The sequence below is a fragment of the Pseudomonas sp. SWI7 genome (assembly GCF_006351945.1).
GTDB lineage: Bacteria > Pseudomonadota > Gammaproteobacteria > Pseudomonadales > Pseudomonadaceae > Aquipseudomonas > Aquipseudomonas fulva.
Map to the genome: position 1 here is coordinate 2551544 of NZ_CP040930.1, position 25737 is coordinate 2577280.

At 60.9% G+C, this 25737-nt stretch carries 29 protein-coding genes and 1 tRNA gene; 7 read left to right on the forward strand and 23 right to left on the reverse strand.

Features of this window, described 5'->3' with window-relative positions:
* The first annotated feature begins 206 nt into the window (after positions 1-206).
* A complete protein-coding gene (locus tag FH041_RS11705) occupies positions 207-1562 on the forward strand; it encodes an APC family permease (protein WP_049696432.1) in 1356 nt (451 codons plus the stop codon).
* Between the two features lie 12 nt (positions 1563-1574).
* Positions 1575-2534 (forward strand): cation diffusion facilitator family transporter, encoded by a 960-nt coding sequence (locus FH041_RS11710; RefSeq protein ID WP_028687389.1) that lies wholly within the window; start codon positions 1575-1577, stop codon positions 2532-2534.
* Between the two features lie 10 nt (positions 2535-2544).
* Here the strand turns inward: FH041_RS11710 and FH041_RS11715 are convergent, their stop codons facing one another.
* A complete protein-coding gene (locus tag FH041_RS11715) occupies positions 2545-3330 on the reverse strand; it encodes an EAL domain-containing protein (protein ID WP_027914225.1) in 786 nt (261 codons plus the stop codon).
* A 226-nt stretch (positions 3331-3556) separates the two neighbouring features.
* Between FH041_RS11715 and FH041_RS11720 the strand changes: the two genes are divergently transcribed.
* Positions 3557-4351 (forward strand): alpha/beta fold hydrolase, encoded by a 795-nt coding sequence (locus FH041_RS11720; protein WP_140174648.1) that lies wholly within the window; start codon positions 3557-3559, stop codon positions 4349-4351.
* A gap of 44 nt (positions 4352-4395) precedes the next feature.
* Here the strand turns inward: FH041_RS11720 and FH041_RS11725 are convergent, their stop codons facing one another.
* The 20 genes from FH041_RS11725 to FH041_RS11820 all read right to left on the reverse strand — a co-directional run bounded on the left by FH041_RS11725 (position 4396) and on the right by FH041_RS11820 (position 19310).
* Positions 4396-4773 carry a hypothetical protein gene (locus tag FH041_RS11725; RefSeq protein WP_140174650.1) on the reverse strand — a complete coding sequence of 126 codons (378 nt, stop codon included), beginning with the start codon at positions 4771-4773 and terminating at the stop codon, positions 4396-4398.
* Between the two features lie 22 nt (positions 4774-4795).
* On the reverse strand, positions 4796-5362 hold the full coding sequence (locus FH041_RS11730; protein WP_140174652.1) for a hypothetical protein: 567 nt from the start codon (positions 5360-5362) through the stop codon (positions 4796-4798).
* Between the two features lie 333 nt (positions 5363-5695).
* A tRNA-Lys gene (locus FH041_RS11735) sits at positions 5696-5771 on the reverse strand.
* Positions 5772-5832: 61 nt separating this feature from the next.
* The gene (gene queC, locus FH041_RS11740; RefSeq protein ID WP_023536291.1) at positions 5833-6507 is read right to left on the reverse strand and encodes a 7-cyano-7-deazaguanine synthase QueC; all 675 of its coding nucleotides are present in this window, start codon (positions 6505-6507) and stop codon (positions 5833-5835) included.
* A 15-nt stretch (positions 6508-6522) separates the two neighbouring features.
* Entirely contained in the window at positions 6523-7170 is a 648-nt protein-coding gene (queE, locus tag FH041_RS11745) for a 7-carboxy-7-deazaguanine synthase QueE (RefSeq protein ID WP_140174654.1), read from the reverse strand.
* Positions 7171-7344: 174 nt separating this feature from the next.
* Entirely contained in the window at positions 7345-8151 is an 807-nt protein-coding gene (gene ybgF, locus FH041_RS11750) for a tol-pal system protein YbgF (RefSeq protein WP_028687384.1), read from the reverse strand.
* A 6-nt stretch (positions 8152-8157) separates the two neighbouring features.
* Positions 8158-8661, reverse strand: a complete 504-nt coding sequence (gene pal, locus FH041_RS11755) for a peptidoglycan-associated lipoprotein Pal (RefSeq protein WP_023536326.1) — start codon at positions 8659-8661, stop codon at positions 8158-8160.
* Between the two features lie 54 nt (positions 8662-8715).
* Complete coding sequence (gene tolB / locus FH041_RS11760) at positions 8716-9987, reverse strand: Tol-Pal system beta propeller repeat protein TolB (RefSeq protein WP_023536327.1); 1272 nt, start codon at positions 9985-9987, stop codon at positions 8716-8718.
* A gap of 26 nt (positions 9988-10013) precedes the next feature.
* Positions 10014-11135 carry a cell envelope integrity protein TolA gene (gene tolA / locus FH041_RS11765; protein WP_140174656.1) on the reverse strand — a complete coding sequence of 374 codons (1122 nt, stop codon included), beginning with the start codon at positions 11133-11135 and terminating at the stop codon, positions 10014-10016.
* On the reverse strand, positions 11135-11587 hold the full coding sequence (gene tolR / locus FH041_RS11770) for a protein TolR (protein WP_003254760.1): 453 nt from the start codon (positions 11585-11587) through the stop codon (positions 11135-11137). The genes tolA and tolR overlap by 1 nt, the downstream gene beginning before the upstream one ends.
* Before the next feature lie 14 nt (positions 11588-11601).
* Positions 11602-12297, reverse strand: a complete 696-nt coding sequence (tolQ, locus tag FH041_RS11775) for a protein TolQ (protein ID WP_140174658.1) — start codon at positions 12295-12297, stop codon at positions 11602-11604.
* A 2-nt stretch (positions 12298-12299) separates the two neighbouring features.
* Positions 12300-12752 (reverse strand): tol-pal system-associated acyl-CoA thioesterase, encoded by a 453-nt coding sequence (gene ybgC, locus FH041_RS11780; protein WP_027914216.1) that lies wholly within the window; start codon positions 12750-12752, stop codon positions 12300-12302.
* Positions 12753-12877: 125 nt separating this feature from the next.
* A complete protein-coding gene (gene ruvB, locus FH041_RS11785) occupies positions 12878-13924 on the reverse strand; it encodes a Holliday junction branch migration DNA helicase RuvB (protein WP_023536242.1) in 1047 nt (348 codons plus the stop codon).
* The gene (gene ruvA / locus FH041_RS11790) at positions 13921-14538 is read right to left on the reverse strand and encodes a Holliday junction branch migration protein RuvA (RefSeq protein ID WP_027914215.1); all 618 of its coding nucleotides are present in this window, start codon (positions 14536-14538) and stop codon (positions 13921-13923) included. Before ruvA ends, ruvB begins: the two co-directional genes overlap by 4 nt.
* Before the next feature lie 108 nt (positions 14539-14646).
* Positions 14647-15171, reverse strand: coding sequence for a crossover junction endodeoxyribonuclease RuvC (ruvC, locus tag FH041_RS11795; protein WP_023536229.1), 525 nt, complete (start codon positions 15169-15171; stop codon positions 14647-14649).
* A 160-nt stretch (positions 15172-15331) separates the two neighbouring features.
* On the reverse strand, positions 15332-16078 hold the full coding sequence (locus tag FH041_RS11800) for a YebC/PmpR family DNA-binding transcriptional regulator (RefSeq protein ID WP_023536325.1): 747 nt from the start codon (positions 16076-16078) through the stop codon (positions 15332-15334).
* Between the two features lie 107 nt (positions 16079-16185).
* Complete coding sequence (gene aspS / locus FH041_RS11805) at positions 16186-17961, reverse strand: aspartate--tRNA ligase (RefSeq protein WP_027914214.1); 1776 nt, start codon at positions 17959-17961, stop codon at positions 16186-16188.
* 93 nt (positions 17962-18054) lie between these two features.
* The gene (locus tag FH041_RS11810; RefSeq protein ID WP_023536249.1) at positions 18055-18276 is read right to left on the reverse strand and encodes an FmdB family zinc ribbon protein; all 222 of its coding nucleotides are present in this window, start codon (positions 18274-18276) and stop codon (positions 18055-18057) included.
* 92 nt (positions 18277-18368) lie between these two features.
* Positions 18369-18698, reverse strand: a complete 330-nt coding sequence (locus FH041_RS11815; protein WP_027914213.1) for a ribbon-helix-helix domain-containing protein — start codon at positions 18696-18698, stop codon at positions 18369-18371.
* 138 nt (positions 18699-18836) lie between these two features.
* Complete coding sequence (locus FH041_RS11820) at positions 18837-19310, reverse strand: Dps family protein (protein WP_140174660.1); 474 nt, start codon at positions 19308-19310, stop codon at positions 18837-18839.
* Positions 19311-19583: 273 nt separating this feature from the next.
* Here FH041_RS11820 and FH041_RS23125 point away from each other — a divergent pair, with 273 nt between their 5' ends.
* Entirely contained in the window at positions 19584-20177 is a 594-nt protein-coding gene (locus tag FH041_RS23125; RefSeq protein WP_027914212.1) for a cold-shock protein, read from the forward strand.
* A 78-nt stretch (positions 20178-20255) separates the two neighbouring features.
* On the opposite strand, the gene FH041_RS11830 is transcribed toward FH041_RS23125, so the two are convergent.
* Positions 20256-20462, reverse strand: a complete 207-nt coding sequence (locus FH041_RS11830) for a SlyX family protein (protein ID WP_027914211.1) — start codon at positions 20460-20462, stop codon at positions 20256-20258.
* Positions 20452-20883 carry an HIT domain-containing protein gene (locus FH041_RS11835; protein ID WP_140174662.1) on the reverse strand — a complete coding sequence of 144 codons (432 nt, stop codon included), beginning with the start codon at positions 20881-20883 and terminating at the stop codon, positions 20452-20454. Before FH041_RS11835 ends, FH041_RS11830 begins: the two co-directional genes overlap by 11 nt.
* A 586-nt stretch (positions 20884-21469) precedes the next feature.
* Between FH041_RS11835 and FH041_RS11840 the strand changes: the two genes are divergently transcribed.
* From FH041_RS11840 to FH041_RS11850, 3 genes are all read left to right on the forward strand, one after another.
* On the forward strand, positions 21470-22741 hold the full coding sequence (locus tag FH041_RS11840; RefSeq protein WP_027914209.1) for an OprD family porin: 1272 nt from the start codon (positions 21470-21472) through the stop codon (positions 22739-22741).
* A 159-nt stretch (positions 22742-22900) separates the two neighbouring features.
* Positions 22901-24616 carry a proline--tRNA ligase gene (locus FH041_RS11845; RefSeq protein WP_027914208.1) on the forward strand — a complete coding sequence of 572 codons (1716 nt, stop codon included), beginning with the start codon at positions 22901-22903 and terminating at the stop codon, positions 24614-24616.
* 20 nt (positions 24617-24636) lie between these two features.
* Positions 24637-25587, forward strand: coding sequence for a hypothetical protein (locus FH041_RS11850; protein ID WP_027914207.1), 951 nt, complete (start codon positions 24637-24639; stop codon positions 25585-25587).
* The last annotated feature ends 150 nt before the right edge of the window (positions 25588-25737 follow it).

The following is a 25737-nucleotide window of genomic DNA, read 5'->3' on the forward strand; positions in this document are numbered from 1 at the left end:
AAAAATCGCGCATTCGAAACACCTTGTCATGTTTAACTTGACACCCAAGACCCTATCGTTTTTTATTTTGATCACTTGCGTGATCCAGTCACGCCTCTGCTGCTCCAACATAAAGGTGAACAATATGGAGCCCACCCGCTCGCCGCTGCTGCCTGCGCCCTTCGCTGTGCCTGTCGTCCAAGCCTTTGCGCAGGAGTCACACTCGCATGCAGCCTGAACCCTACGCCCACGAAGCCGGCCAACTGCGCAAGACGCTGCGCCTGTGGCATGTGATCATCATTGGCCTGGCGTACCTGACGCCCATGACCGTGTTCGACACCTTCGGCATCGTGTCAGGCATCACCGCTGGGCACGTACCGAGCGCCTATATACTGGCCCTGGCCGGCATCCTGTTCACGGCAGTCAGCTACGGAACCCTGGTCAAGCGCTTCCCCCAGTCGGGATCGGCCTACACCTACACCCAACGTGCCATCAATCCACACGTGGGCTTCCTGGTAGGCTGGTCTTCCTTGCTGGACTACCTGTTGCTGCCCATGGTCAACGCCTTGCTGGCCAAACTGTACCTGTCTGCCATGTTCCCCGAGGTGCCACAGTGGGTCTGGGTCGTGGCCTTCGTGTCCCTGATCAGCCTGATCAACATGCGCAGCGTCAATCTGGTTGCGCATTTCAACCTGCTGTTCGTTGGCGTGCAGGTGGCGATCATCGCGGTGTTCATCTACCTGTGCGTACGCGGGCTGGACCAGGGCGAAGGCCTGGGCACCGCATGGAGCCTGTTGCCCTTCGCCGACCAGCAGACCCACCTGAGCGCCCTGGCCGCAGGTGCAACCATTCTGTGCTTCTCATTCCTGGGTTTCGATGCGGTCACGTGCCTGTCCGAGGAAACGCGCGACCCAGCCAAAACCATACCGCGGGCCATCTTCCTCACGGCATTGATCGGCGGCGTTGTATTCATCACCGTGTCCTACTTCATTCAGGCCTACTTCCCCACCATGGCACGCTTTCACGATCAGGAAGCGGCGCTGCCTGAGATCGCCTTGTATGTCGGGGGCAAGCTGTTCCAGTCGGTCTTCATCGCGTGCACGGTGATCAACACCATCGCCTCGGGGCTGGCGTCGCAGACCAGCGTGTCGCGCCTGCTATATGTAATGGGCCGTGACAAGGTCATACCCGCGAGCGTTTTTGCGCGGTTGCATTCACGCTACAAGACACCCGTACTGAACATTGCCGTGGTGGGGGTGATTTCGCTGTCGGCCATCTTCTTCGACCTGGTCACCGCCACCTCCATCATCAACTTCGGTGCATTGGTGGCGTTCAGCTTCGTCAACTTGTCGGTGATCAATCACTGCTACCTGCGAGAGGGCAATCGCCGAGGGCTGGCCAACCAGCTGAAGTACCTGGTACTGCCCACCACAGGCTTTTGTATCATCGTTTCGCTGTGGCTGGACCTGAACATGCACTCGCTGCTGTTCGGCGGGGTCTGGGCCACGCTGGGCCTGGTGTACCTGGCCTGGTTGACCAAGGCGTTCAGAGCGGCGCCGCCCAACTGTATCGCCGAGGGATGACGCGTACCGACCATGCACAGCTCAACCCCACCCGGTTTCTTCGATATCACCAGTGAGCAGGGCCTGCTGCGCACCTCGATCGCGGTCACCCTGTTCATCGCCAGCATCGGCATTGCCTTTGGCTTGGCATCGGGCTCGTTTTCCATCGTGTTCGACGGCGTCTACTCGCTGGTGGATGCCAGCATGAGCGGGCTGTCGTTGATGGTGGTCAGGCTGATCACTTCCCATGCCAGCAGCCTGCAGATGTCGCGCAAACTGCGCGAGCGCTTCACCATGGGCTTCTGGCACCTGGAACCGATGGTGCTGGCACTCAATGGCATCCTGCTCAGCGGTGTTGCCATCTACGCCCTGATCAACGCTGTGAGCAGCCTGCTGGAAGGTGGACGTCATCTGGAGTTTGGTATCGCCATGGTCTATGCGGCGCTCACCGTCACCGCCTGCGTGAGCATCGCGGTGATCGAGGGCAAGGCCAACCGCAAGCTGCGGTCGGACTTCGTCGCCATGGACGTGAAGGGCTGGGTGATGTCCGCCAGCATCACGGCGGCGCTGTTGATCGCCTTCTGCTTTGGCTATGCCGTGCAGGGCACATCGCTTGAATGGGTATCGCCCTACATCGACCCGGCCGTGCTGGCACTGGTCTGCCTGGTGATCGTACCCTTGCCAATGTCGGTCGTTCGCCAGGCGTTGGCGGATATCTTTCTCGTCACGCCGGGCGATCTCAAGCAGCACGTAGACGCGGTTGCGCAGGCTTTCGTCGAACGCCATGGCCTGCAGTCCTACCGCGCCTATGTGGCCAAGGTGGGACGCTCGCGGGAGATTGAGCTGTACTTCATCGTGCCGCCGCAGATGGCGGCCAAGACCATCGAGCAGTGGGATGCCTGGCGCAACGAGATCGGCGAGGCCATCGGCGGCGAAGGGCCCAATCGCTGGCTGACGGTCGTATTTACCGGCGACCCCGAGTGGGCCGAATGAGCATCAGGACTCAGCCACGCAGGCGTTCGATCAGCGGCAGCGCTTCGATTTCAGGGCGGGCAAAATAGTAACCTTGCATCAGCTCGATACCCAGCGCGGCCAACGCCTGGCACTCGGCTGCTGTTTCCACGCCCTCAGCGACCAACAGAATGTCCAGCCGCCGCGCCACCAGCACGATGCCTGCCACGATCGCCTGACGCACCGGGTCGGCGCCAAGGTTGCGTGTCAGCGCCATGTCCAGCTTCAGGAGGTCCGGTTGAAACTCGGCAAGCAGGTTCAGGCCCGAATAGCCTGAGCCGAAATCGTCAATGGCCGTGGTGAAGCCCTGCCGGTCGTACTCGCGGAAAATGGACTTCAGGTGTTCGGTGTCCTCGACCCGTTCGCCTTCGGTCACTTCGAAAATCAGCCTGTCGGCCGGAAAATCGAACTGCTTGGAGGCCTCGAGCGTCGCGCGGATACAGGTGGCGGGGCGGTACACGGCGTTGGGCAGGAAGTTGATGCTGAGCTTGCAATCCTGCACACGGTTGAGCCCAAGCTCGGAGGCTTTTTCGATGGCCTTGACCCGGCAAGCCTGGTCGAAGCGATACAGGTTATCGGGTGTGACCTTGGCCAGCACCTGCGCAGCCCCCTCCCCCCCGACACCTCTGACCAACGCCTCGTAGGCGTAGGGTTTACCCGAAGGCTGGTGAACGATAGGTTGAAAGGCCATTGTGATGCCGAACCCCAGGTCCGCCATCTCACGGCATTGCTTGCAACCTACAGCTTCGAAAGGCTGCGCAAAGATCAAATCGGCCATGGTGTCTCCGGCAGCTTGATGAAGAGAAAGTAGCGCTGGGATAACACGATCGTGAGAACGTCAAAACAGCGTTGTTGGCAATTTGACAGCATGGCTGGCGAGAGGTGCGGTGCGCAAGGTTGATGACCCGACAAAAAGCCCCGATAGGTTGGATTTATTGGGCTCAAGTGGCCAACTCGGTACACTGTCGCCCGATCCAACATCTGACGACATGGACAACTTCGACATGACTGTCTTCACCCACCGGGGCGGCGAGTACCTCACCGTCGATGATGCACGCCTTTACTACGAACAACTGGGTGCAGCCGACGCACCCGCGTTGATCCTGCTGCATGGCGGCCTTGGCCATATTGAAAGCTTCAATGCCATCACCCCGCACTTGGCCCGCCGTTGGCGCGTGATCGGCATCGACAGCCGCGGCCAGGGCATGTCTACCCTAGGCGGCGCACCACTCACCTATGCGCGCATGCAGCACGACGTAGAGCGGGTAATCGATCACCTGGCGCTTGAACGCGTCACCCTGATCGGGCACAGCGATGGCGGAATCGTCGCGCTGCGCATGGCCGCCTCGCAGGTCGTCACGGTCGATCGACTCGTCACCATTGGGGCTCACTGGGCGCTGGGAGAGAACGACCCTGCGCGGGCCCTGTACGAAGGCATCACCGCCGCGAAGTGGCGCGGCCTGTTTGCCGACGATGTGGCTCGCTATGAGGCGATCAACCCACAACCGGACTTTGCAAGGTTGCTGGAGGCCGTCCGAGGGTTGTGGCTAGATGACAGTGAGCACGGCTATCCCGCAGCCAGCGTCGGGGGCATTACCGCGCCATTGCTGGTGGTGCGTGGCGATCGTGATCGCCTGGTTTCACGAGCCAATGCACTGGAGTTGGTAGAGCAAGTGCCTGGGGCGCAGCTGTTGAACTTGGCACTGGCTGATCATTCACCTCATGAAACGCATCCGCAATGGCTATTGCCTGTGATGGAAGCTTTTTTAATCAATGATGAAGGGCGGCGAAATCGGTAATCGCTCAACGAGCATTCGCCCGGTGTCTGCCTCCCACTGCCGGGCTACGCCTCGGGCGCCATGTCAATGACCGCACAGCGACCATTGGCCCTGACTTTCTGCACCACGTGCGCCCTGTCGACAAAAACGTTGATCTCGCAACTGCCTGAGTGCTCGACATCCTGCCAATACTCGCGGTGCACCAATTGGCCATTTTCAGGGCCGGTATAGGTGCCCGCAGCCTCCCGGGAAATATACGTGCTGTCGCGCACGTACCTGAGCACCACCATGTCCTGATCAGGCGCCACCATGATCACCCTGGGCACGCCAAAGTAATCGATAAGCTCGCCGACCGGGCGGCCTTTCCACGCACTGGTTGCCTCCAGCGACGAGCATCCGCCAAGCAGGACAGCGCCCAGGCATAACACAAGCAGACGGATCATGGCTTCTCTCCTTGGTGGACAGTTACTTGGCAGCAGGCATCTGTGTGAAGGCGTCATCGATCTGCCTGATGATCTCGGCCCTGAGCGCCTCGCGTGTCAGTATCTCGAATAGCTGCGGGCCAGAGCGGCTCAACTCCGAAGCTGACATTACGCCCAAGTGCTCCATCTTGAGGGCTTGGCGCTCAGCTGGCTTACAGATGAAATCACGGCTTTGCGCCAACCACGGTTGTTGATCGCCCTGCCATTGGTTGGAGAACTTGGCCTTGCGCAAGGTATTGGCCACGCTGCTGAAGTCGAGCGCTCCTGTGACACGAGCCCGCTTGTTCTTGCAATCGACTTCGACGTCGTAGACCGTGAAATCGGGCTTGCCGGGCTGCTGGTCAAACAGATAGACGCCCACAGATTTGACGCCGCCAGGGCGCTCGTAGATGTTTCCGGGGTCGCCGTCTACAAGGTATGCCTTGCTCTTGCCCAGGCTGGCTTGATGATGAACGACCCAGTAATCGCCCTTCGGGGCATTGTCCGCGTGGACGGGTAAGGCGCCTAACAGGAGTGCAAGCGACAGCAGGTGTTTCACTGGGGAGCGCATGACTGGCCATCTCTCTGCCATTACTTAGACAGAGAATTTTCCCATCCGCAGTATTGGGCAAAGGGCTATCTAGTACATCTGCACTAGGGAGTCGCCTGTTGTGACTTCATCAGAGGGCACTTGCATGTAGAACACTGCCTGTGAAAAAGGCAGAGTCTCTGCCAGACAGGCCATAGGCCAAGCGCTTTGCCCAGAAACGAAAAAGCCCGCCGATAAGGGCGGGCTTTTCGTACAGATTTCACACAGAAGCGAGCTGACTGCTCGATTCATACGGTTGCTAGACTTGGCGCTGACCCTGTGGTCTAGCTGAAGTATTCGCAACCGCTGCGAAGATGGTGGGTCGTGTAGGATTCGAACCTACGACCAATTGGTTAAAAGCCAACTGCTCTACCAACTGAGCTAACGACCCGTTGGATGGCGCGTATAATACTGATTTCTATAGAGAAATCAACACCCCTCGGTAAAATTTCTTAAAAATAGCGCGTCGGGTCCGCCACGGCGGCTGCCTTGAAGCCCTCAGCCCGCAGGCGGCAGCTGTCGCACTTGCCACAAGCACGCCCGTCGTCATCAGCCTGGTAGCACGATACGGTCAGGCTATAGTCGACCCCGTGCGCCACGCCGGCCTGGACGATCTGGGCTTTGCTCATGTTCTGCAAGGGTGCCTGAATGCGGAAACCCTGCCCTTCGACGCCTGCCTTGGTGGCCAGGTTGGCCATGCGCTCGAAAGCTTCGACGAACTCGGGGCGGCAGTCCGGGTAGCCGGAATAATCCACGGCGTTGACCCCGATGAAAATGTCACGGGCTTGCAGCACTTCAGCCCAGCCCAGCGCCAGCGACAGAAACACCGTGTTGCGCGCTGGCACGTAGGTCACCGGGATACCCTCGCCCGGCGTTTCCGGCACATCGATGCTGCTGTCAGTCAGGGCCGAGCCACCGATGCCATCCAGGTTCAGCCCAATCACCTTGTGCTCTACCACGCCCAGGTCCTGGGCGACCCGTGCAGCGGCGTTAAGCTCGGCGCGGTGACGCTGGCCGTAATCGAAGCTCATGGTATAGCAGGCATAGCCCTGGGCCTTGGCCATGGCCACTACCGTGGCCGAGTCCAGGCCACCGGACAGAAGAATTACTGCGCGTTTATCAGTCATGTCTCACTCTCTTGCTCAGCGCCCAGGTTCGTCGTTCCACAACAGCTTGTGCAGCTGAAGTTGGAAACGGACAGGCAAGTTGTCGGCAACGATCCAGTCAGCCAGGTCAGTGGCGCTCACCTGGTGGTGGCTCGGCGAGAACAATACTTCGCCGGCGCGCTCGGCCAGGTTGTACTGGATCAGCTTGGACACCGCCCAGTCGTAATCTTCGCGAGAGCAGATGACGAACTTGACCTGGTCGTTGGGCGTCAGGTGCTCGATGTTCTCATAGCGGTTGCGGTGCGATTCTTCCGAACCCGGGGTTTTCAGGTCGACGACGCGGCTGACACGGGTGTCGGTGCCGGCGATATCGAGCGCGCCGCTGGTTTCCAGCGAAACCTCGTAACCGGCATCGCACAAGCGCTGCAACAGGGGCAAGGCGTTAGGCTGGGCAAGGGGCTCACCGCCCGTCACGCAGACATAACGCGGCTTGAAGCCAGCCACCTGTTCAAGGATCGAATCGAGGCTGCGCAGTGTGCCGCCACTGAAGGCATAGGCGCTGTCGCAGTATTGGCAGCGCAGGGGGCAACCGGTGAGCCGCACGAATACCGTGTGCAGCCCAGCCGTTCGTGTTTCACCCTGCAATGAGTAAAAGACTTCGGTGATGCGTAATGTATCTTGCATGATCGCCACGGGCGTGACAGCAAAACAGGCTGCCCGCCTCCGTCAGGCACTGGCACGGACTCGACATAGCGTTATCCGTGACAGCGTGTTTACGAAAAAAGGGCGGTGATTCTAACGAAAAAACCCGCGCCAGGCGCGGGTTTCTTTCGAACGGCAGGCAAGCGCCGCATCACTTCACAGCTTTTGCAGGTCTCGTTGCGCCAATTGCGCAGCCGATGTGCCCGGATATTGGGTTACCACCTGCTGGAGAATGCCCTTCACCTTGTCCGTGTGACCGAGACGACGCTCGACATCGGCCAGCTTGTACAAGGAGTCTGGCACCTTGCTGTGCTTGGGGTACTTCTGGCTTACCTGAGCGAATGCCTGGCTTGCACCCTGCAGGTCACCTTTGGCCAGGTTCACTTCGCCCAGCCAATACTGTGCATTACCGGCATATTGGCTGTTGGGGTACTTGCGCAGGAAGGCGTTGAACGCCTGGCTGGCCTTGTCGAAGTCTTTTTGCTTGATCAGGTCGAAGGCAGCATCGTAGTAGAGCTTTTCCTTGGCCGGATCACCGGGCTCGCTACTGGCGGCCGGTTGTTGGGCAGCAGCACCGGCTGCAGCCCCCGCGGCGGCGCCAGAGGCACCACCGGCGGAAGAATTGTCAGGGGTCGCGGCAGGCGCGGCGCCACTGTTGATGCGACGGTCCAGGTCCTGGTATCGCTCCAGGTTTTCCTGCTTCATGCGAGACACATCGTTTTGCAACTCTTCGATGATGCCTTGCTGGCGGGAAAGCTGATCCTGCATCTGTTGCAGCTGCATGAACAGCTGGCCCTGTGCAGAGGCAGGGGCCGAAGCCCCTGACCCGGCATAGGCGCCGCTCGTGCCATAACCCGCAGGCGGATAGCTGCCTGTGTTGTCATCTACTACAGGGACTGCAGCCCACGCCGAAAGGGGCAGGCTGAGTGCGAGGACGGTTACTGCACGGCGGCACTTACGCATAGGAACTTACTTACGCAGTTCTACGCGACGGTTTTGAGCCCAGGACTGCTCGTCGTTGCCGGTAGCAACTGGACGCTCTTCGCCGTAGGAAACCACTTCCAGCTGAGCAGGGGAAACGCCCTGCAGAACCAGGTAGCGCTGAACGGCCTTGGCACGACGCTCACCCAGAGCCATGTTGTACTCGCGGGTGCCGCGCTCGTCGGTGTTGCCTTCCAGGACAACGCGGTTGCCGTTGGCTTTCAGGTCCTTGGCGTGAACGTCCAGAGCGCGCATGGCTTCTGGCTTCAGGTCCGAGCTGTCGTATTCGAAGTAGAAGGTGGTGATTGCGCGCAGAGCGGCTTCTTCGCTCAGGGAACCGTCGACTGCGCCGGTGTTGGCACCGTAGCCAGCGTTCGGATCAACGGCGCCAGCGCCTTCACCTGCGTTGTCACCGCCCTTGGAGGAGCAACCTACAGCCACAGCCATGGCCAGAGCCAGCGCAGCGAATTTACCAAACTTCAGCATTTCCATCGTGAAACTCCTAATGAAACCCCAGTGTGTTAAGCAAAACGTATTACGCCGCAATCAGTTCAGGTAAGGGGACCAGGACGGTTCTCTGACTTCGCCTTGAGCGGTAGGAAGTGGGAGCCTCACGCGGCCATTAAGCGACACGAGCATCAAGACTCCCCGGCCCTGCTGGCGGGTGGCGTAGATTAGCATGGTGCCGTTGGGCGCAACAGTGGGAGACTCATCAAGACTTGTTTCCGAGAGAATCTTTACACTTCCGCGTTGCAAGTCCTGAGCGGCAACTTTGAAGTTGGTGAAACCCTGTTGGCGGTGAATCATCACCAGGGTCTTTTCGTCTGCCGAGAGTTTCGGGTTGGCGTTGTAGTTACCCACGAACGTTACACGCTCGGCGCTGCCGCCACTGACCGACTGTTTGTAGATCTGCGGTTTGCCGCCACGATCGGACGTGAAGTACAGGGTGTTGCCGTCCTTACCCCAGAATGGCTCGGTATTGATGCCAGGGCCGGCAGTCACGCGGCTGATCTGACGCGAGGCCACGTTCATCACATAGATGTCCGGGTTCCCATCCTTGGACAGCACGAAGGCCAGGCGCGAACCATCGGGCGACCAGGCAGGTGCGCCATTGAGGCCCTCGAAGTTGGTGACCTGTTCACGGCGACCGGTGTCGATGTGTTGAACGAAGATACGCGGGCGCTTCTGCTCGAACGATACATAGGCGATGCGTTTGCCATCGGGCGCGAAGCGCGGCGACAGGATCGGCTCGCGGGACTGCAGCAGGGTCACGGCGCGGGCACCGTCATAGTCCGAACGCTGCAGGGTGTAGCGCGTGTTGTTCGTAGAGAAGCGCTCGGCCGTCACGTACAGCATGCGCGTGGAGAAGGCACCCTTGATACCGGTGAGCTTCTCGAACGACTGGTCGGCGATGTAGTGCGACATGTCGCGCAGCTGGTCGGTGGTGCCGGCAACGCTGCCGGTCAGGACCTGCTGCTCGGTGGCGACGTTGAACAGGGCGTATTGCACCTGCAGGCGACCACCGGAGGGCACGATGCTGCCCACCATCACGTACTGGGCACCCAGCGCCTTCCAGTCGCGGAAGATGACTTCGCTGGCCTGGGAGGGCTGGCTGATCATGTTCTGGCGCGGGATGGGCGAGTAGTAGCCGGAGTTGCGCAGGTCGTTGCCGATGATGTCGGCCATGTCTTCAGGCAGCACACTGCCACCCTGAACAGCGAACGGCACCACTGCAATTGGCGTTGCCCGGTCACTGCCACTGGTGACCAGGATGTTCTTTTCCTCTGCTACGGCCATGCCTGCCACGCAGCACAGCATGACCAGCAGTCCTCTCAGACGTTTAATCACAACGCTAGATCCTCAGGTGTAAATGTCATCTTGAACGAGCGATATTGGTTGAAATCGCTCGGCTTCATGCCCTGCATTTCAGTCAGGCGACCGATGTTCTTCACCGCTGCCACCGCCGAGCTGTCATAGAGGCCGTCACCGCTTGACCGGGCCACGCTGACGCTGGTGATGGTGCCATCGGGCAACATGTTGATCTGCAGTACCACCGTCATGCCTTTACGCGCCGATGGCGGGCGAGCCCAGCCTTCTGCCGCGCGCATACGGATCAGGTCGTCGAAGTCGCCGGCCACCTGGTCACCCTGCTCGTCGGCCAGCGCCTGCTGCCGCTCGGTGGTGTCGGACAAGAGCTCGGCCAGGGCCTGTGCCTTCTTGTCTTCAGCCGCCTTGCGAGCTGCTTCCTGTGCCTTTTTCTTCTGGGCATCCGCTGCGGCCTTTTTCTTGGCGTCCTCGGCTGCCTTCTTCTTCGCTTCTTCGGCCGCTGCCGCCTTCTTCTTGGCGTCTTCGGCCGCTTTTTTCTTCGCATCCTCGGCGGCTTTCTTCTTGGCCTCCTCGGCAGCTTGCTTCTTCGCCTCTTCAGCGGCCTGCTTCTTGGCCTCTTCTTCGGCTTTTTTCTTCGCTTCTTCTTCAGCCTTTTTCTTGGCGATGTCAGCTTGCTGTTTCTCGGCAGCCTTCTTCGCCTCATCGGCCTTCTTGGCTTCGGCCGCTTTCTTGGCTTCAGCAGCTTTGGCCGTTTCGGCAGCCTTGGCCGCGTCCTCGGCCTTTTTGGCCTCGGCAGCCTCGCGTGCCTCCTGGGCCTTTTGAGCAGCGTCGGCTTTCTTTTGTTCCGCGGCTTTCACCGCTTCCTGCTCGACCTTCTTCTGCTCAAGCTGCTCGACCTCGGTCTGACGCGAAGCGGTTTTCTTCGCTTCCCCGGCAATCTTCTGGTTGGTCTGGGTAGTCGCCTGGCTCTTGGACTTGAGCTGATAGAGCGTAGCCTGAACGATCGGCTTGGACGGTGGCAGTTCAGGCGTCATGGCAAAGCTGACGAACAGCATGCCAAACACCAGCACATGCAGGCCGATGGCCCAGACACTGGGCCAGAAGTAGCTTTCCGAGGCAGAGGGCTCTCGCTGTTGCATCAGGGTGCCTCGGTAATCAGGCCGACGTTACCGACACCGGCTTTCTGCAGCCCGCCCATGGCACCCATGACCGCGCCGTAGTCCACCGCCTTGTCGCCACGGATGAATACCTGGGTCTGTTTGCCCTGGTCGCGACCGGCCGCGATGATCTTGGTAACGGCGTCGGTCATGGCCGGCAGGGTCATAGCCTTGTCCATTTGCTTGTCGGTATCGACTTCGCTGCCAAGGTTCCAGTAGTAGGTCTTGTCGGCCTTGATGGAAATGGTGAGGATCTGGACGTTGTTGTCCTGCGGCAAGGCTTCGCTGGAAACCTTGGGCAGATCGACCTTCACGCCCTGATTGAGCATGGGCGCCGTCACCATGAAGATGACCAGCAGCACCAGCATCACGTCGATGTAGGGCACCACGTTCATCTCGGCGACGGGCTTGCGTTTGTGGCGAACTCGGGCCATGGGCTTGTACCTGATTACTCTTCGCTGGTGTGCACTTTGCGGTGCAGGATCGCCTGGAACTCGTCGGCGAAGGTGTAGTAACGGCTGATCAGCGTTTCACTGCGGGCCGCAAAGCGGTTGTATGCGATGACCGCCGGAATGGCTGCGAACAGGCCGATGGCCGTGGCGATCAGCGCTTCGGCGATGCCGGGGGCAACGGTAGCCAGCGTGGCTTGTTGCGCACTTGCCAGGCCGCGGAAGGAGTTCATGATGCCCCACACGGTACCGAACAGGCCGATATAGGGGCTGGTCGAACCCACGGTCGCCAGGAACGGCAAACTCTGCTCGAGCTTTTCTTCTTCGCGGGAGATGGCGACGCGCATGGCACGGCCAACCCCTTCCATCACGGCGTCCGGATCAACGCCAGGTTGCTGGCGCAGACGGGAAAACTCCTTGAAGCCTGCACGGAAGACCTGCTCCACACCCGAGTCCGGGTCCGGGTTGCTGCCTGCCTGACGGTACAGCTTGGACAGGTCGATACCCGACCAGAAGCGCTCCTCGAAAGCATCGAGCGCACGACGACCGGCGCGCAGCATGGTGCTGCGCTGGAAAATCATGATCCACGAGGTGATCGAGGCGGCCACCAGGGTCAGCATCACCAGCTGCACCACAACGCTGGCGTTACTGACCAGACTCCACATGGAGGTATGGTCGACGACGTTAGCTTCCACGCTTATTCTCCTGCATTCGATTGATTACCCGAGCCGTCTGCCGCAAAGGCGTCGCGCAGCTGGGGAGGTATGGCTCGGGGTTTGAAAGTGTCGGCGCGCACGGCGGCGATCAGAAACCGCCCTTCACAAAGCAGTGCGTCGTCCTTTTCCCGCCACACTTGCTGCACGAAGCGCAAGCTGGCGCGATTGAGTTCAAGTACTTGCGCGGTCACCCGCAATTCATCGTCCAGCCGCGCCGGCACGTGGTAACGCGCTTCGCTGGAATGGACCACGAACAGCAGGTTGTCTTCAGCCAGTTGCGACTGGGAAAAGCCCAGGTGCCGCAAGCGTTCGGTGCGCGCGCGCTCCATGAATTTCAGGTAATTGACGTAATACACCACACCACCGGCATCGGTATCTTCGTAATAGACGCGACAACGGTGTGCGAACGGTTCCAGGCCTTTTTGCGCGCGCATACTCTAGTGCTTACTCCTTGGCTTGCCAATCCGCTGTGACAACTGTTTTTTCACTATCGATATCCGGGTGCCATGGCCCCCTGGGCATGCCAGCGGTAGGACCACGAAAAGCGTGTTTCGATCTGTCATTCATCACCCGGCTCGGAAAAATCCGCGCCCTCCCCCAATCGCCCGGGAACATTCAGCCCGAAGTGCAGGTAGGCGTGTCGGGTCACCACACGGCCACGGGGCGTACGCATGATGTAGCCCTGCTGGATGAGGTAAGGCTCAAGCACGTCCTCGATGGTGTGACGCTCTTCGCTGATGGCGGCGGCAAGGTTGTCGACGCCGACCGGGCCACCGTCGAACTTCTCGATCATGGTCAGCAGCAGGCGCCTGTCGGAATGGTCGAAGCCGCGCTCATCGACGTCCAGCAGGTTGAGCGCCATGTCGGCCACGGCCTTGGTGATCTGGCCCTTGCCGCGTACCTCGGCGTAGTCGCGCACCCGCCGCAGCAAGCGGTTGGCAATGCGCGGTGTGCCGCGGGCACGGCGCGCGATCTCATAGGCACCGAGGTCCTCGATGACCAGGCCCAGGATGTTGGCCGAACGGCTGACGATGGTCGCCAGGTCCTTGTCGCTGTAGAACTCCAGCCGCTGCACGATGCCGAAACGGTCGCGCAGCGGGTTGGTGAGCATGCCGGCGCGCGTCGTGGCACCGACCAGCGTGAAAGGTGGCAGGTCGAGCTTGATCGAGCGGGCCGCCGGGCCTTCGCCGATCATGATGTCGAGCTGAAAGTCTTCCATGGCTGGATAGAGCACTTCTTCGACGACCGGCGACAGCCGGTGGATCTCGTCGATGAAGAGCACGTCATGAGGCTCAAGGTTGGTCAGCATGGCGGCCAGGTCGCCAGGGCGCTCGAGGATCGGCCCCGAGGTGCTTTTGACCGACACCCCCATTTCGTGGGCGATGATGTTGGCCAGGGTGGTCTTGCCCAGGCCTGGCGGGCCGAAGATCAGCGTGTGGTCGAGCGACTCGCTGCGCCCGCGCGCCGCCTGGATGAACAGTGCCATCTGCTCGCGCACCACAGGCTGGCCAATGTACTCCTCCAGCCGCAAGGGCCGGATGGCGCGATCCTGGACTTCTTCGCGGTCGCGGCCACTGGCAGCGATCAGGCGGTCGGCTTCGATCACTTGGTAATCATCCCCTTGAGGCTGCGGCGAATCAGCTCTTCACTGGAAAGCCCCGACTTGTCCTTGATCGCGCCGATGGCCTTGCTCGCTTCCTGGGGTTTGTAGCCCAGGGACACCAGGGCGCTGACCGCATCCGCCTCGGCGCTGGACTCGCTGGCGGCCGGCAATGGCCCATCGGACACCAGCGCGAACATGGCCGGGGACGTTTCCCAAGCCTTGAAGCGGTCCTTGAGCTCGACCAGCAGGCGCTCTGCCGTTTTTTTGCCTACACCGGGTACGCGTACCAATACCGAGGCGTCCTGGGCCTGCACGCAGCGCACCAGCTCATCGATCTCAAGCCCGGACATCAGTGCCAGGGCCAGCTTGGGGCCCACACCGTTGAGCCGAATGAGCTCGCGGAACAATTCGCGCTCGCGCTTTTCGGCAAAGCCATAGAGCAGGTGGGCGTCTTCACGCACCACAAGGTGCGTGTGCACCGTTACCGGCTCGCCGACCTTGGGCAGGCGATAGAGCGTCGTCATGGGGACTTCCAGTTCGTAGCCCACGCCATTGACGTCGATGATGAGGTGCGGCGGCTGCTTTTCCGCCAGGGTGCCGCGCAAACGTCCGATCACGTTTCGATCCTTTTCACGGGGAGCTGCCCGATGGCCGCTCAACCCTATCAGCAAATACGGCAGGCGGACGCTCCGCCTGCACAAAATGTGTATCAGCGCATGAAGCGCTTACAGACGCAAGCGCCCACCGCGCCGACGCGCCGTAGACAGCCCATGGGGCACCAGACTCGAACGGGTGTGGGCATGGCACAAGGCAATGGCCAGCGCGTCGGAAGCATCGATCTGGGGCTTTTGGGTCAGCTTGAGCAGGTGCATGACCATCATCATCACCTGGTCCTTGTTCGCCCCGCCCGTACCAGCCACCGCCTGCTTGACCTGGGTGGCGCTGTACTCGGCGATTTCCAGCCCTGCTTCAGCCGCTGCGACGATGGCCGCGCCTCGGGCCTGCCCCAGCTTGAGGGCCGAATCGGCGTTGCGGGCCATGAAAACTCGCTCGATGCCCATGGTCACCGGGCCATGCTGGCCGATGACTTCGCTGACCCCACGAAACACGATCTGCAAACGCTCGTGCAGTTCACCACTGCCTGTGCGGATGCAGCCTGAGGCCACGTACTCGCAACCACGTGCGGTCTGGCGAACAACGCCATAACCTGTGATGCGCGAGCCGGGGTCGATACCTAGAATCAGAGTCATAGCGCCTGTCGTTGAAGTGAAGCGGTGTGCAAACAGTACAGGCCCTTTCGCAGGTCAACCCCCTGGCCAGGTCGCCAGTGCTGCCACCTGTGCCACGGGCGCCCTGCGAAAGGGCCTGTACAAACGCCCGAAGGCGTCAGTATGGTGCGCCAGAAAGCCCTCAGCCGAGGTTTTCCATGATCTCGTCGGAAATCTGCGCATTGGAGTAGACGTTCTGTACGTCGTCCAGGTCTTCGAGCATGTCGATCAGCTTGAGTACCTTCTCGGCGCCCTCCTGATCGAGTTCGGCGCTGGTGGTCGGCTGCATCACGATTTCGGCGTCGGCCGCCTTGAAGCCGGCCTCTTCCAAGGCATTGCGCACGGCGTAGAAGCTGTTGAACGAGGTGAACACGTCAAACGAGCCATCCTCGTGGGCCACCACGTCGTCGGCGTCGGCCTCCATCGCCGCCTCCATCAAGGCATCCTCCTCCACGCCCGGAGCAAAACTGATCTGCCCCTTGCGCTCGAACAGGTAGGCGACCGAACCGTCGGTGCCCAGGTTGCCCCCGCACTTGGTGAAGGCATGGCGCACTGCCGCAGCTGTGCGGTTGCGGTTATCGGTCATGGCCTCGACCATGATCGCCACACCGCCCGGCCCGTAACCTTCATAGCTGAGCTCTTCGACGTTGTCGCTTTCGTTCGTGCCGGCGCCACGGGCCACCGCGCGATCGATGATATCGCGGCTCATGTTGGCACCCAGTGCCTTGTCCAGCGCCAGGCGCAGGCGCGGGTTGGAGGCAGGGTCCGGGCCGCCTTGTTTGGCGGCGACCGTCAGCTCGCGGATCCACTTGGTGAATACCTTGCCCCTCTTGGCATCCTGGCGCTCTTTGCGGTGCTTGATGTTCGCCCACTTGGAATGACCCGCCATAACGACTCCCGATCCTTGTAACAGAAACAGGTTCCGCCCCGAAGGGCGGAACGTGGAAAGACTGCGCCGAAGCGCGTGGGCGCAACCGCCGGCTGCGCCCGGGCCGATTACTCGACCTTGGTCTGCTCGCGCAGACGGATGTGCAGCTCGCGCAATGCCTTGGCGTCGACCATGCCCGGTGCCTGGGTCATGACACACGCAGCGCTCTGGGTTTTCGGGAAGGCAATCACTTCACGAATCGACTGGGCGCCGGTCATCAGCATGACCAGGCGATCCAGGCCGAAGGCCAGGCCACCGTGAGGCGGTGCACCGAACTTCAGGGCATCGAGCAGGAAGCCGAACTTCTCTTCCTGTTCCGCCGCTTCGATACCCAGCAGGCGGAACACGGCCTGCTGCATTTCCTTGCGGTGGATACGGATCGAACCGCCACCGAGTTCGGTGCCATTGAGCACCATGTCATAGGCACGGGACAGGGCCGTGGCCGGGTTGGCCTCCAGTTCCTCGGGCGTGCACTTGGGCGCGGTGAACGGGTGGTGCAGCGCGGTGAAGCTGCCGTCTTCGTTTTCTTCGAACATGGGGAAGTCAACGACCCACATCGGTGCCCACTCGCAGGTGAACAGTTCGAAGTCGTGACCCAGGCGAATACGCAGGGCGCCCAGCGCTTCGCTGACCACCTTGAACTTGTCGGCACCGAAGAACACGATGTCGCCGTCAACGGCGCCCACGCGGTCGAGGATGGTGTTGAGGTTGGCCTCGGGGATGTTCTTGACGATCGGCGACTGCAGGCCTTCAACGCCCTTGGCACGCTCGTTGACCTTGATGTAGGCAAGGCCGCGGGCACCGTAGATGCCAACGAACTTGGTGTACTCGTCGATCTTGCTGCGCGGCATGCTGGCGCCGCCTGGCAGTCGCAGCGCGGTGACGCGGCATTTAGGATCGTTGGCAGGGCCGGCGAACACCTTGAAGTCCACGTCCTTGAGCTGGTCGGCGACGTCGACCAGTTCCAGCGGGATGCGCAGGTCTGGCTTGTCGGAGCCATAGCGACGCATGGCTTCCTCGAAGGTCATGTGCGGGAATTCGCCGAACTCCAGGTCCAGCACTTCCTTGAACAGCTTGCGGATCATGCTCTCGGTCAGGCCCATGATCTCGGACTCGTCCAGGAAGCTGGTCTCGATGTCGATCTGGGTGAATTCTGGCTGGCGATCGGCACGCAGGTCTTCGTCACGGAAGCACTTGGCAATCTGGTAGTAGCGGTCGAAACCGGCGACCATCAGCAACTGCTTGAACAGCTGTGGCGACTGCGGCAGGGCGAAGAAGCTGCCGGCGTGGGTGCGGCTTGGCACCAGGTAATCGCGCGCGCCTTCAGGCGTGGCGCGGGTCAGAATCGGCGTTTCCACGTCGAGGAAGCCGTTTTCGTCGAGAAAGCGTCGAATGCTGCTGGTGATGCGCGAGCGCAGGCGCAGCTTGTCGGCCATCTCAGGACGACGCAGGTCGATGAAACGGTAGCGCAGACGCGTTTCCTCACCAACGTCGGAGTATTCGTTGAGCGGGAACGGCGGGGTTTCGGCTTCGTTCAGCACGTTGAGCTGATAGCCGAGGATTTCGATGGCACCGGAGGCCATGTTGCTGTTCACAGCACCTTCCGGGCGACGGCGGACCTTGCCGGTGATCTGCACGACGTACTCGCTGCGCACACGGTCGGCTGCGGCGAAGGTGTCGGCGCGATCCGGATCGAAAACGACCTGGGCCATGCCCTCGCGGTCACGGATGTCGAGGAAGATCACCCCGCCGTGGTCCCGGCGACGATGGACCCAGCCGCAAAGGGTGACTTCCTGGCCGTCCAGGCTCTCGTTCAGTTGGCCGCAATAATGGCTGCGCATCATGATGGTGGTTTCGCTTCTCGTGATTCGTGTATTCGATGGAGGCCTTGGCCGCCCGGAGGGCTAATACTGCAAGACCCGGTCATAGCATTCAACTCAGTCGGCCTTGTCGCCGCCTGCCAGATTCTTTTTCGCACCGGTCTTGAAGTCGGTTTCGTACCAGCCGTTGCCGCTCAGGCGAAAGCCGGGCACCGACAGCAGTTTCTTCATCGCCGGCGCCTGGCAGGCCGGGCAGTCGGTGAGCGGCGCGGCGCTGATTTTCTGCAGCACTTCCATGCGATGCTCGCAGGATGCACATTGATAGTCGTAAAGGGGCATGGATGTCTCTCGTCAACCATAACGCTGGCTGCCAGGGCAGCAAAAGGCGGGATTATATATGGTTAACCAGCGCTGCGCAGCCCGCCGGGCGATCAGTGCGACGTCGGCGGCTGCTGCAACCAGGCCACGCAGATCACCCGTATGAGGCCGCTGAAGTTGCGCACGCCCCCTTGGCGCAGGTGCACCTCACGGTCTACATAGGACAACACCGCACTGACCGAGCATTGGTTGGCAGCGGCAATGCGCTCGAGGATACCCCAATACACGGCCTCGAGGCGCAGGCAGGTGGAAAAACCGTTGAGCCGCACCGAGCGAGACACAGGCTGGGTCTGCAGCATGTCGAAATCTGCCGTGAATGGGTCGACGCATTGCTTGCCGGGCCAGCGCCCCTGACCTGCCGTCCGTTTCCCAGACTGAGCCATCTGCACACCTCCTGATGATTGAACCAAGGGGTGTATCAAGCGCCGAACGGGCCATTGCAGAGCAGCGGCAAACCCTTCCCGCACAGAAAGCGGCAGGCCCGCCCAGTCACCCTGGAAAGGCCTGCCGGCACGGCCCGGTTATTTCTCGTCGAGCAGTACGCGCAGCATCCATGCGGTCTTTTCGTGCACTTGCATGCGCTGGGTGAGCAGGTCGGCGGTTGGCTCATCGCTGACCTTGTCCACCGCTGGGAAGATACTGCGGGCGGTGCGCACCACCGCTTCCTGCCCTTGCACCAGTTGCCGGATCATCTCGTCGGCTGGAGGGACGCCCTCCTCTTCCTTGATGGAAGAGTGCTTGGCGTAGAACGCGTAGGACCCAGGCGCCGGGAAACCCAGGGCGCGGATGCGCTCGGCAATGGCGTCCACCGCCAGCGCCAGCTCGTTGTACTGCTCCTCGAACATCAGGTGCAGGGTACGGAACGAGGGCCCGGTGACGTTCCAATGGAAATTGTGGGTTTTCAGATACAGCACGTAGGTATCTGAAAGCAGGCGGGAAAGCCCCTCGACGATGGACTTGCGATCTTCTTCACTGATGCCGATATCGATTGCCATGATGCTCCCCTTCGGAAAACGTGAAACCCAAGCGGGTGCCGACCACTTTAGCAACACTCTGAGCGCCGTGCCTCTGCCAGGTGGCCGCAGGCAGGGCGCCGGGTGGCAGTTTGAGTACCCTGCAGGTTTACGGTTAAATAGGCAGCGTGCCATTCGTGCGGACTGTAATTGCCGAATGCATAGGCAGAAGGCCACGTGTTCGCGCCAACACTTCATGCGCACCGGGCCGTCAGCTCTTCCCGTGATCAGCTTCAATCAATGTGAGCCAATCCCATGTTCAAGATCGTCCACCTGGTGACAGGCGCGGCAGCCTTGCTGCTAGCGTTCATTCCCAGTCTTAAAACCGAGGCAACGCCTTTCCTGCAACAACCCGACGCGGTCTATCTGGCCCTGTTCGGCTTGCTCAACCTGATCCTGGCCCCTGTCGTACCGCTGTACTACCGAGGTGCCAGGCAGCAACTGCAATATCTCGCCTGTGCCCTGCTGGTGGTGGCTGTGGTACTTCAAACCCTTACCGTGCTCGCTCGACCAGAGCTTGGCAACCTGGCGGCGCTGGTGTGCGCCGCACTGGCTGTGGCCCTGCACCTGGGCGCAGGCTTTGCCCAGGGCGCGCGCAAGGTACGCAGCAGCCAACAGCCACTGACCGAGGCCGGCAACCGAGATACGGGCACGGTCAAGTGGTTCAACACGTCCAAGGGGTTCGGGTTCATTTCCCGGGACTCAGGCGATGACATCTTCGTGCACTTTCGCGCCATCCGCGGCGAAGGCCATCGCATCCTGGTAGAAGGTCAACGCGTCGAGTTCTCGGTGATGCACCGCGACAAGGGCCTGCAGGCCGAGGACGTGGTCGCCGTCACGCGCCGCTGACAGGCGAGCAGGCTTAAACACGTTCAAACCAGGCCTGTCGCTCAGCCCAAGGCTGCGACAGGCCTGACGACCCGATGATCAATAGTGAGGCGGCGGCGCCTCTTCACCCTCGCTGCCATACTGACCCGCCATCTCCTCGTAACGCTTGATCAGCTCGGCCATCTGCAACTGCAGCCGCTCGATCACGCGCCCTTGCTCGACCACCACATCGTTGAGCGCCTGCAGGGTGTCGTCCTGGAATGCCTGGCGCGTTTCCAGCTCGACCATTCTTGGCTCAAGCGACATGGGCGGCCTCCTGGAAACCTTCAAGGTGCAGATTTCGCACGCGGGCGCGTACCGCCTGTACTTGTGCGTCGGTATAGGCCACGGCCGGGCATTTGCCCCAGACCGGTGCAGGCCAGGCCACATCATCGTGCTGGCGAACGATCACATGCATGTGCATCTGGCTGACCACATTGCCCAGCGTCGCCACGTTCATCTTGTCGGCCCCGTAGCTGCGCTTGAGTGCCTCGGCAAGCTGTGTGGTTTCCTGCCAGAGCAGGTGCTGGTCAGCCAGGCTGAGGTCAAACAATTCGCTGACCTCGGCACGCCTGGGCACCAGGATGAACCAGGGGTAGTTGGCATCTCGGCTCAGCAGCAACTGGCACAGGGCGAAATCGCCCAGCACCCAAGTGTCCTGCTGCAAGCGTGGATCAAGAACGAACACGGCGTACCTCCTTCAGGCAAAGCGACCCGCACGGTGGCGGTAGAGACGGCGGCAAGGATACCTTGCGCGATTGCGGTAACACAGCGCTACTTTTCGCACCAATAAGGTGCTTCGCCACGCTGACTGGCGCCTTGGCCCACCACAATTGACACCGCCTTAACATGTTGCGGTAACACATTGACTTTGATAGCAAGCTAGCCAACTGAATGGACGCGATGAGCGGGCTGGACGCCCAGTCCGAGCAACCCCCGTATTTACGGCGGTTAAAACGGTTTCCTGAAAATTTCGTGAAAAATTCATCAATGCAAGCCCAGGTTGAGCACGCTTGTTGCATTGCCTTCACGCCAAGTCGGCATGCTCTCTGCAACACCTGCACACCGGGCGTTACCACCCTCGGATGCGACGCTGAAGTGCCCGACAGCGACACGGCCAAAAAGTTCCATTCAGAGTGCTTTGCGCCATATCGCCAACGACCTTCAGCGTGCTATACATTTTCGCCGACATAACAAGAAAGAGCTGCACCCTATAACTAGAACACCTGGATGCAGCGGTACTCTTCCTAAAAAAACCAAAGGAGCAAGTCACGATGCGCGTGATGAAGTGGAGCATGATCGCCCTGGCCGTTTCGGCGGGGTCCTCGCAGATGGCACTGGCCTCTTCGCAGGATGAGTCCAAAGGTTTCATTGAAGACAGCAAGCTGAGCGTCAAAACTCGCATGCTGTATTTCAGCCGTGATTTCCGCAACAACGAAGGCGGCCAGAGCCGCCGTGAAGAAACCGGCCTCGGCTTCGTGGGCACTTACGAGTCGGGCTACACCCAGGGCACCGTCGGCGTGGGTATCGACGCCATCGGCATGCTCGGGCTGAAACTGGACAGCGGCAAGGGCCGTGCTGGCACCGGCCTGTTCCCGAACGGCTCGGACGGCCGTGCGCAGGATGACTACTCCAAGGGTGGCGGCGCGGTCAAATTCCGTATCTCCGACACCGTGCTGAAAGTCGGCGACCAGTTCACCGCCCTGCCGGTATTCGCCACCGACGATAGCCGCCTGCTGCCGGAAATCGCCCAGGGCGCATTGCTGACCAGCAACGACATCAAGGGCCTGACCCTGCACGCCGGTCGCTTCACCAGCCTGACCGGTCAGGAGCAGACCAACCGCGACAGCCTGCGCCTGAAGGAAGCCGACGTATTCGGCGGCACCTATGCCTTCACCGACAGCCTGTCCACCAGCCTGTACTACTCCAAGGTCGAAGACTACTGGCGCAAGTACTACGCCAACGTCAACTGGGCGCTGCCGCTGTCGGACAAGCAAGGCCTGGTGTTCGACTTCAACTTCTATGACACCAAGAGCGACGGCCAAGGCCTGCAGCGCGCCGAAAAAGACGGCGTGACCAAGCTCGACAACCGTGCGTTCAGCCTGTCCGGTGCGTACAACATCGGCGCTCACACCTTCACCCTGGCCTACCAGAAAGTCACCGGCGACGGCGACTATGGCTACGGCGTCGACGGTGGCGGTACCGTGTTCCTGGCCAACTCCGTGGCCCGTTCCGACTTCAACGCCGAGGGCGAGAAGTCCTGGCAGGCTCGCTACGACCTGAACTTCGCCGAGTATGGCATTCCAGGCCTGAGCTTCATGACCCGCTACGTGCGTGGCAGCGGCGCCGACACCGGCACCACCAGCAACGGCAAGGAATGGGAACGCGACATCGACATCAAGTACGTGATGCAAGAAGGCCCGGCCAAGGACCTGAGCTTCCGCGTTCGTCAAGCCACCTACCGTTCTTCCGATGGCGTCTACTACGGCTCCCCATCCTTGGACGAGCTGCGCCTGATCGTGGAGTACCCGCTGAGCATCCTGTAAGCCTGGCTTGCAACGCTTCGCACCTGAAAAGCCCGGCGACCGCGCCGGGCTTTTTCTTGGCTGACAAGCAGGACGCCCTGGGGCATCCTGTACGCCTTGGCTTCACCCCCGTACAATGCGGGGCTATTTCAACGTCTTAGGCAATCGACACGGCTAACCATGCGCACCAGTCAATATTTGCTCGCCACCCAAAAAGAAACCCCTGCCGACGCAGTGGTCATCAGCCATCAGCTCATGCTGCGTGCCGGCATGATCCGCAAACTGGCTTCCGGCCTGTACACCTGGCTGCCAATGGGCCTGCGGGTAATGCGCAAGGTCGAGAACGTGGTGCGCGAGGAAATGAACGCCGCCGGCGCTCTTGAAGTGCTCATGCCCAGCATCCAGCCTGCCGAACTGTGGCAGGAGTCCGGCCGCTGGGAGCAGTACGGCCCCGAGCTGCTGCGGGTCAAGGACCGGCATCAGCGCGATTTCTGCGTGGGTCCGACCCACGAAGAGGTCATCACCGACCTGGCACGCAACGAGCTGTCGAGCTACAAGCAGCTGCCTTTGAACATGTACCAGATCCAGACCAAATTCCGCGATGAAATCCGTCCGCGCTTCGGCCTGATGCGTGGCCGCGAGTTCATCATGAAGGACGCCTACTCCTTCCATGCCGACCAGGCTTCCCTCCAGGAAACCTACGACCGCATGCACCAGGCGTACACCAATGTGTTCACCCGTCTGGGGCTGGATTTCCGCCCAGTGCAGGCCGACACCGGTTCCATTGGTGGTAGCTATTCCCATGAATTCCACGTCCTTGCACAGTCCGGTGAAGACGATGTGATCTTCAGCGACAGCTCCGACTACGCCGCCAACATCGAAAAGGCCGAGGCCGTGCCGCGCGAAACCGTGCGCCCTGCCCCTACCGAAGAACTGCGCCTGGTCGACACGCCCGATGCCAAGACCATCGCCCAACTGGTCGAAAACTTCGGTCTGCCAATCGAAAAGACCGTCAAGACCCTGATCGTACGCGGCGCCGAGGAAGGCAAGCTGGTCGCCCTGATCGTGCGCGGCGATCACGAGCTCAACGAAATCAAGGCCGCGAAGCTGGAACAAGTGGCTGACCCCCTGGTCATGGCCACCGATGCCGAACTGCGCGAGGCCATTGGTGCTGGCGCAGGCTCGCTGGGCCCGCTGAACCTGCCGCTCGAATGCGTGATCGACCGTTCGGTCGCCTTGATGAGCGACTTCGGTATCGGTGCCAACATCGACGACAAGCACTATTTCGGCGTGAACTGGGAGCGTGACTTGCCAGTGCCACAGGTGGCCGACCTGCGCAATGTGGTCGAGGGCGACCCAAGCCCGGATGGCCAGGGCACGCTGGTGATCAAGCGTGGCATCGAAGTGGGTCACATCTTCCAGCTGGGTACCAAGTACAGCGAGGCACTCAAGTGCCAGGTCCTGGGCGAAAATGGCAAGCCGGTCATGCTGTCCATGGGCTGCTATGGCATCGGCGTGTCCCGCGTGGTGGCCGCTGCCATCGAGCAGAACCACGATGAGAAAGGCATTATCTGGAACGACGCCCTGGCGCCCTTCCAGATTGCCCTGGTACCCCTGCGCTATGAAACCGAAGTGGTTCGCGAAGCCACCGACAAGCTGTATGCCGAGCTGACTGCGGCAGGTTACGAAGTGCTGCTCGACGACCGCGACAAGAAGACCAGCCCCGGCATCAAATTTGCCGACATGGAGCTGATCGGCATTCCGCACCGTATCGTCGTCAGCGATCGCAGCCTGGCCGATGGCAACCTGGAATACAAACACCGTACCGAGCAGGATGCCCAGGTGTTGCCACTCGAAGAAGTGCTGACCTTCCTGCAGGCCCGCGTTCGCCGCTGATAATCAATGCACGAGTGATCATGTCCAAGCGAAGTACCTATAAGCTCAAGGGCGCCGCACTGTGCGGCGTCCTGCTCGTCAGCGGCTGCGCCAACCAGATGCCCCAGCGCAGCGACCACGAGGAGCGCGTCGAGCGCAAACTGCTCGAACACACCCTGCAGATCGACGTTGGCGAGCCGAAGGTGATGGAGCTGCCGCAACGACGTGTACGCGTGCATGAGCAGAAGCGTTTCGAGGTCACCGAGTTCGAGGTGACGCGCCATTACGACCGCTACACCCCTTACCAACCCTGGCGGGAAATCTACGAGATTCCGCTGGGCGCCGTGGCGGTGGTGGCGGGCGTGGGTGCCAACGTGGTCAACGTCTTCGCCCTAGGCAACCTGCCCCAGAGCATTACCCACGATTGGCTCAGTTATGGCGTGGACGGCCTTAATCCGTTCATGAACGTGCCCTCCAATGGCCGCGCCCAGCAGAACCTCGCAGGCATCAGCGAAGTGCAGAAAGCCAAGCGCGAAGAGGCCACGAGCATGCCGTGGAGCGAGCGCCTGGTGGAGGTCAAGGCCGGCAAGAACACCTATGAGCTGACCACTGACCGCGCGGGCATTCTGCGCCTGAACCTGCTCGACAGCCCCTTCTCGGAGCAGAACCTCAACCACGTCGGCACCTTGCACCTGCAAGTGGTCGATGAGGACAATGCCGTGCGCGGTGATGCCAGTTTGTTGATCAGCGCCACGCTGCGCAACAAGCTGCGTGAAGCTCACGAGCTGATTTTCGACGACCTCGAAGATGATGAGGTGAGCCAGTGGGTGCACCGGGTCAAGCGGCTGTCCGAGCTGGGCCTTGAAGAGGAAGCCAGTGAGTTGGAGCAGAGCCTGATCGAGCTGACGCGCAACGATCCTGAGTTGCAACAGGAGTTCTTGCAGTCCTTGACCAAAGCCACTGGCCGACTGGTTGCCGACCCCGGGCATTGATGGCCGCCTGTGGTTGACCGGCGTTGAACCCGTGGTGGGTTCAACGCCGGCAACTGCTTTTAAAAGGCCTTACGCGCTGCCTGGCCCCATAATGGAAGCCTACATGTCGGCGATAAACCTGAAGTACGCCATGACAGCGGCACTTTCGCG

What these genes read in the sequence shown, in the direction of transcription:
- FH041_RS11820 (WP_140174660.1), bottom strand. Translation starts at nt 19,310, where the DNA reads ATGGCAATCGATATCGGCATCAGTGAAGAAGATCGCAAGTCCATCGTC.
- FH041_RS11830 (WP_027914211.1), bottom strand. Translation starts at nt 20,462, where the DNA reads ATGTCGCTTGAGCCAAGAATGGTCGAGCTGGAAACGCGCCAGGCATTC.
- FH041_RS11725 (WP_140174650.1), bottom strand. Translation starts at nt 4,773, where the DNA reads ATGATCCGTCTGCTTGTGTTATGCCTGGGCGCTGTCCTGCTTGGCGGA.
- FH041_RS11705 (WP_049696432.1), top strand. Translation starts at nt 207, where the DNA reads ATGCAGCCTGAACCCTACGCCCACGAAGCCGGCCAACTGCGCAAGACG.
- FH041_RS11715 (WP_027914225.1), bottom strand. Translation starts at nt 3,330, where the DNA reads ATGGCCGATTTGATCTTTGCGCAGCCTTTCGAAGCTGTAGGTTGCAAG.
- queC (WP_023536291.1), bottom strand. Translation starts at nt 6,507, where the DNA reads ATGACTGATAAACGCGCAGTAATTCTTCTGTCCGGTGGCCTGGACTCG.
- ybgC (WP_027914216.1), bottom strand. Translation starts at nt 12,752, where the DNA reads ATGCGCGCGCAAAAAGGCCTGGAACCGTTCGCACACCGTTGTCGCGTC.
- FH041_RS11720 (WP_140174648.1), top strand. Translation starts at nt 3,557, where the DNA reads ATGACTGTCTTCACCCACCGGGGCGGCGAGTACCTCACCGTCGATGAT.
- tolA (WP_140174656.1), bottom strand. Translation starts at nt 11,135, where the DNA reads ATGCAACAGCGAGAGCCCTCTGCCTCGGAAAGCTACTTCTGGCCCAGT.
- pal (WP_023536326.1), bottom strand. Translation starts at nt 8,661, where the DNA reads ATGGAAATGCTGAAGTTTGGTAAATTCGCTGCGCTGGCTCTGGCCATG.
- FH041_RS11840 (WP_027914209.1), top strand. Translation starts at nt 21,470, where the DNA reads ATGCGCGTGATGAAGTGGAGCATGATCGCCCTGGCCGTTTCGGCGGGG.
- ybgF (WP_028687384.1), bottom strand. Translation starts at nt 8,151, where the DNA reads ATGCGTAAGTGCCGCCGTGCAGTAACCGTCCTCGCACTCAGCCTGCCC.
- FH041_RS23125 (WP_027914212.1), top strand. Translation starts at nt 19,584, where the DNA reads ATGTTCAAGATCGTCCACCTGGTGACAGGCGCGGCAGCCTTGCTGCTA.
- FH041_RS11800 (WP_023536325.1), bottom strand. Translation starts at nt 16,078, where the DNA reads ATGGCGGGTCATTCCAAGTGGGCGAACATCAAGCACCGCAAAGAGCGC.
- FH041_RS11710 (WP_028687389.1), top strand. Translation starts at nt 1,575, where the DNA reads ATGCACAGCTCAACCCCACCCGGTTTCTTCGATATCACCAGTGAGCAG.
- queE (WP_140174654.1), bottom strand. Translation starts at nt 7,170, where the DNA reads ATGCAAGATACATTACGCATCACCGAAGTCTTTTACTCATTGCAGGGT.
- ruvC (WP_023536229.1), bottom strand. Translation starts at nt 15,171, where the DNA reads ATGACTCTGATTCTAGGTATCGACCCCGGCTCGCGCATCACAGGTTAT.
- tolB (WP_023536327.1), bottom strand. Translation starts at nt 9,987, where the DNA reads ATGCTGTGCTGCGTGGCAGGCATGGCCGTAGCAGAGGAAAAGAACATC.
- aspS (WP_027914214.1), bottom strand. Translation starts at nt 17,961, where the DNA reads ATGATGCGCAGCCATTATTGCGGCCAACTGAACGAGAGCCTGGACGGC.
- FH041_RS11845 (WP_027914208.1), top strand. Translation starts at nt 22,901, where the DNA reads ATGCGCACCAGTCAATATTTGCTCGCCACCCAAAAAGAAACCCCTGCC.
- FH041_RS11850 (WP_027914207.1), top strand. Translation starts at nt 24,637, where the DNA reads ATGTCCAAGCGAAGTACCTATAAGCTCAAGGGCGCCGCACTGTGCGGC.
- FH041_RS11815 (WP_027914213.1), bottom strand. Translation starts at nt 18,698, where the DNA reads ATGGCTCAGTCTGGGAAACGGACGGCAGGTCAGGGGCGCTGGCCCGGC.
- FH041_RS11810 (WP_023536249.1), bottom strand. Translation starts at nt 18,276, where the DNA reads ATGCCCCTTTACGACTATCAATGTGCATCCTGCGAGCATCGCATGGAA.
- FH041_RS11730 (WP_140174652.1), bottom strand. Translation starts at nt 5,362, where the DNA reads ATGCGCTCCCCAGTGAAACACCTGCTGTCGCTTGCACTCCTGTTAGGC.
- tolR (WP_003254760.1), bottom strand. Translation starts at nt 11,587, where the DNA reads ATGGCCCGAGTTCGCCACAAACGCAAGCCCGTCGCCGAGATGAACGTG.